This is a genomic window from bacterium, assembly GCA_022616075.1.
In the GTDB taxonomy this organism is placed as follows: Bacteria; Acidobacteriota; HRBIN11; order JAKEFK01; family JAKEFK01; genus JAKEFK01.
Map to the genome: position 1 here is coordinate 33,931 of JAKEFK010000035.1, position 11,605 is coordinate 45,535.

Here is an 11,605-nt window from a genome sequence, read left to right on the forward strand (position 1 = left end):
GAGATTATTTGTATTTTGAAATTTGAGATTTGATAATTCTCCGAGCTCAGGGCCTGCGTCCTTCCGGAAGAATCAGTTCATTTGCTTTGTCTTCAGTTTTGTCAGCGGGTGTGCCATCATTCCATGGCGGAATTGGAGTTTTTCCCGGTGGGTAAAGCGTTTCCATGGGTTCCCAAACCTTATCCACACGGTCGGTGAAGAGATCGCCGATTAATATGTCCGTGATGGTTCCTTGCAGGTGAGGATATTTGCGAACGAAATTGCCGAAGCTAAAACCGTCATAATATTCGCAGACAAGACGCCGCATTCGATCGATTCCTTCGTTAAAAAGCGGTCCCCATTTGCCCAATTGCGCCGCGGAAGTGTCTTGTTTGGCAAATCCTTCTACGATTGCATCGGCCGCCATTTCTCCCGATTTCAATGCCAGAAGAACACCCGAGGAATACAACGGATCCAGAAATCCGGCTGCATCCCCAACCAGTACCCAACCATTTCCAGCAAACTGTTTTGACCGGTACGAGTAGTCCTTCGTAGCAAAATAACCGGTGACGCGCTTTGCATTCGACACTCGCTCTTTTACCGGTGGACAGCGTTCCACCTCTTCGTTGTAAGTCTGCGGATAATCTTTGCGTCCCTTGAACAGATAATCAAACGGCGCCACAACTCCTACGCTAACGATGTTGTTGTGCAAAGGAATGTACCAGAACCAGCCGTTTCTTGTTACGGTCTGCAGAACCATGGTTGCGCCTTCATCTCTTCCGCTATCACGATATGCGCCTTCCCAGTACGTCCAGATCGCGCCTTTATTGAGCACCGGGTCCCAGATTCTCAGATTGAGCTTATTCATCAACAGTCCATTCTGGCCGCTCGCATCAACGACTACTCTGGCTTTCACATCGCGTGTAGTCCCATCTTCCATTTTGATCGTCACGCCGGTGGAGCGATCATTGTCGAACAGGACATTCAGGACCCGCACACCTTCGTGAACTTTTACGCCATTCTCTCTCGCATGATTGAGCATCATTTGATCGAATTCGCTGCGTGCAACCTGCCACGTCTGTGAACATTCGTGTGGTTTGTTATCCCAGAAGTAAAACGGCGCTGAAAGTTTTCCGTTGGCGTTCACGAATTGCACGCTGTATTTTTTGACGAAGTGACTCTTCTGCATCTTCGGCAGCATTCCCAGCCGCTTCAAGACCCAGTATGTTTCAGGGATCAACGATTCGCCGATGTGAAACCGCGGGAACTTCTCGCGTTCGAAAAGCTCAACTCTGTAGCCTTGCTGTGCAATGAATGTGGATACAGTCGAGCCGCCCGGTCCGCCCCCAATTACCACCACATCGGCGGAATCCTGCCTAACCTGAACCATTCAAAAGCCTCCAAATTCAAAGTGCTCATGACTCATTACTGTATGGGCATGAGATATGAAATTAGATTAAGTCGGAGGATTTAGCAACGCGCAAGTGTTATGAGCACTGCTAATGGTGACGAGTGCCCCGTGGCCGGTGACCAAATCCCTAGGGCTCTGTTGTTGATTTCCGTTTGTAATAGATTTCCGCGTTTCCATCCCTCTCATCAAACCACAGAACGTGAAGGAGCCCGCTGGAAACAGCAATCGTTGGATGCATGGAATCCTTTTTGGCTTTCGTCAAACGAAAGTCTTTTTTCCAACTGACTCCGTTGTCGTCTGAATTTTTGTAGTACACTTCCCAATTTCCTTTTCGCTGATCAAACCAGACGATATGCAATTCCTTATCATTTGCGGCGATTGCAGGTCTTTGTGAGACTCCCCGGGCTTTTGTGAGGCGAAGATCATTGCTCCAGGTGGTTCCCCCATCCGTGGAGCGTTTGTAATAAATTTCCCAACCTGTGGCCCATTGCTCAAACTTACGTTCGAACTCACGCAACAGTGAATCGAGCGCCTTCAGGTCGCCTCCGTTTGCAACCCAGAAGGGGGCGATCATTTGAATTCTCTGCATCTTGTCTTGAATTCGATGGTGGAATTCAGGCAGATAGTACACGGAAGGATCGCGTGGAGGCGCAGGTTCAGGCGGTAGTCCGACAAGCGCCATTGCGCCATCCAGTTTCGATTCCACCTGAGCATCGGTTGCAAGCGCATTACGCCGGTCGAACCATGCCACGTGTATATTGTCCCCCGCAAGGACGAGTGAAGGAGCCCAGGAATCAGCTGGATCATTGGTAAGCCGAACTGGAGGATCCCACGTTTTTCCACGATTCCTGGAACGGCGCAGGTATTCCTCTTCGTTTGCATCTTTATAATCGACCCACGCGATAAATACATCTTTACCTGAGGCCGCAACCGCCGGAACCCACGATTCAAATGGAAATTCAGAGATGCGTTGTTCCTTTTTCCAGGTTAAACCTTGATTGAATGAGCGGCGGGTATAAACCTCCGTATTTCCGCTGCGACTATCCATCCAAACGACGTGCACGTCCTCTTCTGTGGCTGCAATCGATGGATGCGCTGATTTGTCACTTCGCGTTAACGGAACCGTGTCCTTCCAGGTAGCTCCGCCATTGTGAGAACGTCTGAAGTAGATGTTGGAATTGCCTGCATCGACTCCAAACCAGACTATATAGACATTCGTGCCCGATGCAGCGATGGACGGATGGGAACTGGAGACTGAATCTTCAGAGATCTTAAAATCCGGGCCCCACGTAATCCCTCTGTCACTTGAACGTTTGTAATAGATTTGGGCCTCGCCATCACGCGAATCATACCAAACAATATGGACAACACCCGCATCGTCTGTTGCAATACAGCGCGCAAAATTGAAACTTAGTTTTGAGATGCCGTCATTGAATGTTAATCGCTGATCCTGATCCCATCCGAAGAGGGTGACAGTGAACGGAATCATGCAGATCATAAAGAAGAAGTGAACAAACACTCTCATTTTGATTCTGTTTGTCTTATCTGTTGAAGTTTTGCTTGTTGCTGTTCGGATAGCTGATTTTTGATCCGGACTAGAAGAGAGAGATGTGTTTTTTTAATGTCCCGTTCCAGGTTCATTACTTTGTCTGCTTGAGACAGAATCTTTCCCTCGTCCACCGGATGGTTCGATAAGAGCTCCGCAAGCGTCCTGGCCTCTGATTGGAGCTGCCATTGCAAATCAAGGAATTTAGATTGCGCTTTCTGAATCTCATTCTTGATTGCATTTTGCTGACTTTCATTCAGACCAATGTCCTGTTGATGGCGCATCACAATTTCCGGTGGGAAAAGAATCCGCGCAATCGGATCCTCTTCCGCAAACAGAACAGGCGCGATCAAAAAAGTTATCAAAAGAAGAAACTGAATCCATTTCATTGTTTTACTCCTTGTTTTGCTTGATGACAGAATCAGGTAAGACGGAAGATTCAAGGTTCGGAACCATTTCAATTACCTCAATGCCTGGTGTTCTCAACAGAAAATCAGTAGGGGCTTTCCACTCTTCAAGTGAAGAAACTTTCACGATTTGCGGACCTGGTGAAAAGTAATGCAGCGAGATCCCGAGAAGAATGATCGTCAGAACAGCGGAAGTTACATATACAGGAAAAGGCGTTTGGGATGATCTTCTTTCTTTAGACCGGAGGCGCCGAAAGGAAGGAAGATTTTGTTGATCGAAGCGGCGAATTTCTTCAAAGATCTTTCGAAGATCAGAATCATCTTGGTGTTTCATAGATTCTCCGCAGTTTTCATTTTGTTTCTCATCTGTTCCTTTGCCCGCTTGTAGTGGGTTCGCGCAGTTCCGATCGAAACGTCCATTACTTCCGCGGCCTGTTCGATCGTCAGATCCTGATAAAAAACAAGTTCAAGAACCTCGCGTTGTCTCACGGGTAGTGATTTCAGCACTTCAAGGACCCGCTCTCGGAGTTGATTTTCCGCAGCCTCAGTGGAAGGTTCGGCCTCAGGTCGTGACTGCAGAAAGCGGACCAGACCGAGATTCCGGAAAAATTTGCGACGCTGATACTCAGCCGCTGTTTTTCGAATGACCGCGAAGAGCCATGTTTTAAGACTGGATTTGCCGCGATAAATGGCTCTTCCTTCAAGGATTTTCACGTAGGTCATTTGCAGAACCTCTTCCGCTTCTTCTTTGTTCCATCCGCAACGTCCAAGCGTCCAACCAAAGCTGTAAGGATGAAGCTCTTCCAGCTTCCGTTCCAGTTCAGACCAGTCGCTTGCATCATCGCTTTCAGGCATTTTCATATTGTTAGTTGCGCCAGCCTCTGGAATATAGGACAGGACCAATTTACTTCTTTGAAGATTTTGGGCGGTCGTAAATCAGTATTTTTACTTTGTCCGTAATTGGTCGTTCGCCGGTGTAATGCAGTCCAAAGTCATAACGCCGCACTCCGCGTGGAACTTCCAGTCGAAATGTTTTCCAGTTGTTTTTCAAAGGTACAGAATATACGGGTAACACTTGCATTCCGTGTTTGCGGTGCAACAGGATCCAGACGTTACTCGCGTTCTGTGACTCGATTACAAAAATGCGTGAGCGTGACGTGAGTCGTGGCAAATCATTCGAAGGGAGTGAACAATGAATGCCACTCTGTTGCCTGACTGTGAACTCCAATAGACTGCCCACTTGCTTCACGTCGTCAGGTTCTCCACGAATGATGGAGATCAAATCGGCGTTCACTTCGGTGAGTTTCAAATTCTTGACTTCTTCAGTCCATGCGCTTTTCAAACGAGCAACGATTTCTGCGCTCGTGCCTTCGCAAAATAGTCCGAGACGTTGCGCTTCCAGCACGGCAGCCCGGCGGCGAAGTTCATCCGGTTTGAGAAAAGTGAGCAGTTTAAGTTCCTGATCCTTTGCGAACCGATAGTCATACAATGCGCTCTGCCCGATGTGAAACCGGTTGCTGAAATAACCCATCTTTTCGTAGCGGCGGATAGCTGTATTGACGTAACCCCAGAGGAGGAACGGCGCCAACAATGCAAGCACGAGTTGCACACGCGACGCATTCCGTTTTGCGATCTGCAGGAGGATTTGCGCAGCGACAACCACATTCACCAGCGCGCCGATCCAGAATAAAACGGCGAAGATCGAGTAACGGCTGACCAGAGGATGCTGCCACGCCGTCCCTTGCGCCCTCCCTATAGCAGTTGAGATAACGCTCAACAACCCATAGATCGCCAGCGCGGTCCAGGGGAGTATTTTAAAACCCCATGTTGAACCGCGCCGCCACAAAAAAGCGAGCGAGATGCCAAACATCAGTAAACCGCACACGCCGCACAGGAAAGACAGATCGAGGTCCATGGCTCCGAAGTGTGAACCGAGGCTGACGAAAATGAATTGCGCGAAAGTGAATGGCGTATCTACGAATGCAAAGATATTTCTACTTTGGTACTTGATTGGATAAAAATAAAGTCCGATCGAGAGTGCTCCGGCAATTGCCCAAAACAAAATCTGGCGGGGTTTCCACGTTTTGCGTTCCAGGATCAGAACCAAAAGTCCCAGCCCCCAGAGGAACTGTCCAGTAGCGATTGAATACGTTGTCACAAATGCCGCCAGTGAGGCGACAAGGATGCCACGCCATAGACCCTTCCAGCGGGCGAGGGCCCAAATCGAGAAAATCCCGAAGAAGTTCGACATAAACCAGTGCAGTTGCCAGCCCCAAATGAAATTCTCACCTTGAGCGAGGGAGAAGAGCATAATCGAATTCACAACCACAAAAGGTTTGATCAACTTCTTCAACTCGACTCCGAATGTGATGCGCAGCAAATCCCATAACGTCAGCCAGGTGAGCAGGATGAATGCCCAGGAGGCGAAAAGCTCATAGAATGTGTTCCAGCGACTGATGGATATCAATCCGAGTTTTGCTAACCGCGGAAAAATCAACCGGTGCTCGTTATGTTGGGCAAAGAAATCCTTAACCGTCAGCTGACCTTCGTGAAACTTTTCCAGGAAAGGAACAAATACCCAATCATCCCAGTAGGGAACGTTCACTCCAAATTTGAGAATGACAATGATTACCAGTAATGCAGGAATCATTGCGAGTGGTATGTAAATTTTACCTAACGCAAATTTCATCCTGATAACTTGGGGGCTATAGTCCTATGAAAAATGCGACCCCATAGCGGGAATCATTTCCACTTCGTTTTGTTTTTCGGTTTGAAGTCGTTTGTGCCAGGCATAAGGAAGTGTGATGAGGGCAAGAAAAAGCATTTTGATTTCCGAATCGCCAAAATTGTATTCAAACATTCCGGCAACGAACAACGAGATCACAATTCCGATGGTGCCGTGAATCATGAATTGTTCTTCGCGACTCATCTCGCTTCTCTTCCACCGGATCAAATCGGACAGAACTTTGCCAATCAGCCACAGCCATGCGATCAAGGCGATGATTCCATTTTCCGCAGCCATCTGCACAACGTTGTTATGAAGATGCTGGTTGTTCCGAAAGACGCTGTCCGGTGAGCGATATTGCGGGTAAACCTCTTTGATCATATTGATTCCCACACCGGTAATCGGATAGTCCTTAATGATCTCCCAACCACTTCGTATCATGAGGATGCGGTCCCGGTTCGACGTTTCGTTCGGATTGAAAATGTTGCTGATACGATTTGCTACGGCGGATGGAAAAATGAGGATCGATCCGATAAACACAATGGCGAGCACAAGTGGAACTGCAATCATCCACCGTACTTTTCGCATGGCAATCAGAACCGTAGCTGCTGTCAGGAACCCGAACCATGCGTTGCGTGTTAAAGAAAGCAGGAGAGCCAGTGAAATAACACCAAATGCCGGATAGAACCAGACTGGATGTTTTTTTGAAAACAGAAGATGTGAAAAAAGCAATACGTTCAGAATCATCAGCAACCCGGAAAAAGTCATCCAGTGACCCATGAAACTGGTAAGACGTTTTTCCAGCAGATCATCGCTCGATGCAAAGAACTGCGTTAGGCCGTACAAGGCTGAGATGACTCCTGCAAAGATCAGGACTCCGAAAATCAGTTTGATATCCTCCAGATCCCGCACCGTGTCATAGAAAATCGGCAGGATAATAAATAGCGCAAGATTCTTTGCATTGAACAGACTATTGGCGGGATGGATCGAAAAAACTGCTGATAGAAAAACACAGTAACAAAACGCCATAGCGGGAATCATGATCGGGAATTGGGGAAAACGGCGATCAAGGCGGAATTTCCAATAGAGGTAGACGAAAGTTGTTGCCGAAAGCAATATGTGCGAAGCAGCAATGGAAAAAGAAATGGAGAAAATAAACAACAGACACAGCATCCAGAGTAGACGCGCGCTTCCTTCGCGCGACCGGATGCTTTGCTTTAAGGAATCCAGCATAATGGAGCGCGGGCATCCGCGTCATCGCGTCGCGAGTCTTTGCGTCTTCGCGTAGACTCGTGGACTCACGACGCGCGGACGTATTTGCCTGCGCTCCACACAAGTTAACACATGTTTGCTTGAATTTCGACGTTGGTAGTACCATTATCAGCGTCTATGCCGGTCACAGATCAAACCATTATTAATTTTGCAGCGCTCGAAAATGCTTCGGTCAGTCAGGATCCATTTCCGTTCCTGATCGTTTCCGATTTCCTGCGGATAGAAACCGCTGATCAAGTAGCAAATGAGTTCCCTAAAATAGATTTTGCCGGTTCAGTTCCGGTGGATCTGTTGGAGGGTGGTCCGCTTTTCCGACGTTTTATAGAGGAAATGGAAGGTGATGCTTTGCGATCCGCGATCCAGAAAAAATTCGATGTGGATCTGAGGAACCGCCCTGCATTCATCACGCTCAGAGGCAGGACACGGGCGAAGGACGGCCGCATTCATACCGATACAAAATCGAAAATTGTTACTTTGCTGCTCTATTTGAATCCGGAATGGAACTCTGACGCGGGCCGTTTACGGATCTTGCGGAACGGAGAAGATCTGGAAAATTACGTTGCTGAAATTCCGCCCACTTTAGGACAATGTCTGATCTTTAAAGTCACAGACAATTGCTGGCACGGGCATAAACCTTTTGAAGGCGAGCGCCGCGCGATTCAATTGAACTATTTAACGAACGAAGCTGCGTTGAGACAACATCTTTCCAAACATAATCTTTCAGCCAGATGGAAGAGTTGGCGAAGCTGGTTTTCGCGAGGTGATGAGTACTAGTGCGCGTTTTAATCGTGCGCCTTTCCTCCATGGGCGATGTGGTTCATAGTCTGCCGGCAGTAACGGACGCGGCCCGGTCCATCCAGGATATTCAATTGGATTGGGTTGTAGATCGAGCATTTGCTGAGATCCCGGGATGGCATTCTTCCGTTCGGAACGTTATTGGCAGTCCACCAAGGCGTCTCACAAATTTACGCTCTCCTGAATTTAAAAGCTTTTTTGCAAAGCTGCGAAGCTGTGAATACGATCTCGTCATCGATCTTCAGGGACAGTGGAAAAGCGCTGCCATTGCGCGTTTCGCGAAAGGACTGAGTTGCGGCTACAACGGAAATTCTGTGAACGAACGGGGCGCGGATTTGCTGTATCGCAAACAATATTTTGTTTCGAAACAACGACACTCCATTCGACGCATGAGAGAATTGATGGCGCGCGCCTTGAGCTACACATTTGATGAAAACAATGTGAATTACGGGATCGATCGTTCCCGTCTACCGGTCAATCCGCTGAATCTGAAGAATCCATATCTTGTTTTTATTCACAGCACTAGTTGGGAATCCAAATGTTGGCCTGAGAATTACTGGCAGGAACTTACTGCGAAAGCGATACACGCAGGCTTTCATGTTGTTCTGGTATGGGGAAATCTAGCTGAAAAAGAGCGCGCACGGATGATTGCTGCCGAGCGCAAAGAAGCGATCCTGTTAGATGATCTTTCTATCTCCGAAAAGGCATCTGTACTTATCGGAGCTCATGCAACAGTTGGTTTGGATACCGGCTTGAGTCACATTGCTGCCGCGCTGGACATTCCTTCGGTAACTCTTTACGGCGCAACGGATCCGTTTCTAGTCGGCGCTACCGGAAAGAATCAAATGCATATCGCATCGGATTTTGAGTGTGTAAAGTGCCACCGCTCCGTTTGTGATTATTCCAGAATGCCGGTGGCAAAACCTGCTTGCTTTGCCTCAATGACTCCGGAAGTGGTCTGGAGTTCCCTGGAACACCTTATTTTCGAGAAGCGCGGATCGACGCAAGTTGGTTGACTCGGCCGGGCAGTTCCGGCGCTTCGAGACGTGAACAGATTTCGCGGAATTGCGGAGATGGTCCGGACCATTCGAGATTCTCCAACTTATCTTTAACAGGTCCTTTGGTTACAAGTGTCGCGAGTTGGCGGAAGAGAAGAACGAGTTCCCGTTGTTCGCGAAGCGTACTTGCCAACCGGTCTGCGCTTCTGATGGAAATTTTCCAATCACGAGGGTTGTCAGGGATCTCTTCCAGATGCTTGTAGCGCGCTAAGACCGCCGATGCAGCTTTTGCTCCCCAACCGGGAAGGCCCGGATATCCATCGGCGGCATCACCAACCAGCGCAAGATAATCGGGAATCGATTCGGGCAGCACACCAAACTTTTCTATCACACCCTTTTCGTTGATCAACTTTCGCTGTCTGCGGTCAAATTGAACCACTTGATCTCCGACAACGCATTGCCCCAGATCCTTGTCCGGCGTGCAGATGAGCACTTGCTCGACTTTATCCCGGTACAGCGCCGCCCCCGCAGCCAGGGCGTCGTCCGCTTCGTATTCAACCATTGCCCAAACGAGCACCCCCATACCGCGCAAGGATTCCTCCAGTAGCGGAAACTGTGAAAGAAGATCGGGCGCAACGCCCGTGCTGTCTTTGTAATCGCTCCACAAAATGTTTCTGAAAGACTCAATTACATGGTCTGTGGCGACCGCAATGTGCGTGACTCCAGAGTTCAGAAGCGAGAGAACTGAAGTGAGCACTCCCCGCACAGCACCAACTTCTTCTCCGCGCGCCGTGATGTGTTTGGGAAGCGCGTAGTAATGACGAAAAAGCTCGTACGTGCCGTCAATTAAATAAACTTTCACACAGGTAATTGTGCGGCGAATGCCGGCGCAACGCAATCTCCAGCACGGAACAGAAGCGGATATAATCTCTAGAACTAGTCGTGAAAAGTCTCATTCTCTTTTTTCTTCTTGTCTGCGTTTCACAATCGCAAGCTGCCGATGAGCGACTGATTGATGCGACGGATGACGGAAAGTTGGATGTTGTCAAAGAGCTAATCAAGAAAGGCGCAGACGTCAATGAGAAAGATAAGGTGAATGGAGCAACTGTGTTGATGTGGGCGGTTAGGAAGGGAGAGCACGAGATCGCACAGACATTGATTCAGGCAGGAGCAGATGTAAATGCAAAAAATAAATGGGGTGGGACTGCATTGCAGTGGGCGGCCGATTCAGGAAATGAAAAGATGGTTGGTGCGTTGATCGCAAAAGGCGCAGACGTTAACGCTGGTGATTCGACCGGTCTGACTTCACTGATGGTTGCCGCAAACTATGAAGGAAAAGAGTACGCGCAAATTGTTCGCGCACTTCTCGATGCAAAAGCGAATGTGAATGAATCTGATGAATCTGGAACAACCGCTTTAATGAAAGCATCCTCGAATCATTTTAAGACCGGGACCATTCGACTGTTGATTGAATCGGGCGCAAATGTGAATGCAAAAACGAAAGATGGCCTCACCCCTTTGATGATTGCTTGTAAAACGGCGCGTATCGAAGTGATCAAGTATCTGATCGATCATGGCGCTGACGTTCGCGCCAGAACGAACGATGGCAGGAGCGTCTTCGAGATTGCAAAACAGGCCGGCTATAAGGAAGCGATCGTCGCACTGGCTGAAAAAGGCGTAACGGAATAATTGGCGGGGCTGGAAGCCCGCGGCCCATAATACAGCTCGAAGCCTGCGCTTCCTCTTTTAGAATGGGGTGATTTTTTCCCAAATTCGGGGTCTTTCCCTCATTGTTCGACTGATCCAGCTCGTTTATTAATACGGATGGAGGTCTCATATGAGCTGGAAGAAAATATCTTTGCTGTTTATTCTCGTTCTTTCATTTAGCAACAACGTGATCGCGGCGACGCCGTCTTCGGCAACTGCCGGTCCCCTCACCACATCAGGAGCGTGGCAGGGACAGACTTATGTGGCTGCAGTCGTAGCTGATCCCGCGGCGTGCCCTCCTGCAAACGCCGATAGTCTCAACTTGATTTGTGACCACTACCAGCTCACAGTCGCTGTTGATCCAGCTTTCTGGGTCGGGAAGTCCGGTGGCGTCGCGCTTTCGATCACCTGGGCGGACACAGCAAATGATTTCGATCTTTTTGTATTCGATGAACAAGGGAATGAGGTAATCAGCTCCACTCAGGGTGGAACAAATTCAGAAAAAGTTTTCATCGAAAAAGCCTCCGGAAAATATGAAATTCTGGTTTCGCCTTTCACAGTAGTTAATTCGGGATACTCTGGCACATGGACTTTTTCATCACAAAAAGCATCCACTTCACCCACAAAATGGAAGAGCCAGACACATGGCGCCTGTTGCGAAGGAAATCTCGGAGCTGCGGGAAACACGACATACGTTTTGTTGCCGGAGCTGACAACAGGAAATGACATTAAGCGAAGCAGTGATGGTGGCAAAACCTGGGAAAA

12 protein-coding genes are annotated in these 11,605 nt (G+C 48.6%); 4 read left to right on the top strand and 8 right to left on the bottom strand.

Annotated elements, in window-relative coordinates:
• Nucleotides 1-46: 46 nt before the first annotated feature.
• From L0156_03085 to L0156_03115, 7 genes are all read right to left on the bottom strand, one after another.
• The gene (locus L0156_03085) at nucleotides 47-1,369 is read right to left on the bottom strand and encodes a tryptophan 7-halogenase (GenBank protein ID MCI0601972.1); all 1,323 of its coding nucleotides are present in this window, start codon (nucleotides 1,367-1,369) and stop codon (nucleotides 47-49) included.
• Nucleotides 1,370-1,517: 148 nt separating this feature from the next.
• Nucleotides 1,518-2,915 carry a glycoside hydrolase gene (locus L0156_03090; protein ID MCI0601973.1) on the bottom strand — a complete coding sequence of 466 codons (1,398 nt, stop codon included), beginning with the start codon at nucleotides 2,913-2,915 and terminating at the stop codon, nucleotides 1,518-1,520.
• A complete protein-coding gene (locus L0156_03095; protein MCI0601974.1) occupies nucleotides 2,912-3,325 on the bottom strand; it encodes a periplasmic heavy metal sensor in 414 nt (137 codons plus the stop codon). The genes L0156_03090 and L0156_03095 overlap by 4 nt, the downstream gene beginning before the upstream one ends.
• Nucleotides 3,326-3,329: 4 nt before the next feature.
• Complete coding sequence (locus tag L0156_03100) at nucleotides 3,330-3,677, bottom strand: hypothetical protein (GenBank protein ID MCI0601975.1); 348 nt, start codon at nucleotides 3,675-3,677, stop codon at nucleotides 3,330-3,332.
• A complete protein-coding gene (locus L0156_03105) occupies nucleotides 3,674-4,204 on the bottom strand; it encodes an RNA polymerase sigma factor (protein ID MCI0601976.1) in 531 nt (176 codons plus the stop codon). Before L0156_03105 ends, L0156_03100 begins: the two co-directional genes overlap by 4 nt.
• Before the next feature lie 43 nt (nucleotides 4,205-4,247).
• A complete protein-coding gene (locus L0156_03110; GenBank protein ID MCI0601977.1) occupies nucleotides 4,248-6,032 on the bottom strand; it encodes a hypothetical protein in 1,785 nt (594 codons plus the stop codon).
• Between the two features lie 24 nt (nucleotides 6,033-6,056).
• A complete protein-coding gene (locus L0156_03115) occupies nucleotides 6,057-7,301 on the bottom strand; it encodes an O-antigen ligase family protein (GenBank protein MCI0601978.1) in 1,245 nt (414 codons plus the stop codon).
• Nucleotides 7,302-7,457: 156 nt separating this feature from the next.
• Here L0156_03115 and L0156_03120 point away from each other — a divergent pair, with 156 nt between their 5' ends.
• Both L0156_03120 and waaC read left to right on the top strand, forming a co-directional pair.
• Nucleotides 7,458-8,114: a 2OG-Fe(II) oxygenase gene (locus L0156_03120; GenBank protein ID MCI0601979.1), complete on the top strand. Its 657-nt coding sequence runs from the start codon at nucleotides 7,458-7,460 to the stop codon at nucleotides 8,112-8,114.
• The gene (gene waaC / locus L0156_03125; protein MCI0601980.1) at nucleotides 8,114-9,151 is read left to right on the top strand and encodes a lipopolysaccharide heptosyltransferase I; all 1,038 of its coding nucleotides are present in this window, start codon (nucleotides 8,114-8,116) and stop codon (nucleotides 9,149-9,151) included. The genes L0156_03120 and waaC overlap by 1 nt, the downstream gene beginning before the upstream one ends.
• Here waaC and L0156_03130 read toward each other — a convergent pair.
• A complete protein-coding gene (locus tag L0156_03130; protein ID MCI0601981.1) occupies nucleotides 9,114-9,995 on the bottom strand; it encodes a flap endonuclease in 882 nt (293 codons plus the stop codon). The genes waaC and L0156_03130 overlap by 38 nt on opposite strands.
• A gap of 80 nt (nucleotides 9,996-10,075) precedes the next feature.
• Here L0156_03130 and L0156_03135 point away from each other — a divergent pair, with 80 nt between their 5' ends.
• Both L0156_03135 and L0156_03140 read left to right on the top strand, forming a co-directional pair.
• Nucleotides 10,076-10,822: an ankyrin repeat domain-containing protein gene (locus L0156_03135; protein MCI0601982.1), complete on the top strand. Its 747-nt coding sequence runs from the start codon at nucleotides 10,076-10,078 to the stop codon at nucleotides 10,820-10,822.
• A gap of 148 nt (nucleotides 10,823-10,970) precedes the next feature.
• The coding region (locus L0156_03140; protein MCI0601983.1) for a hypothetical protein at nucleotides 10,971-11,605 on the top strand (635 nt) is incomplete at its 3' end.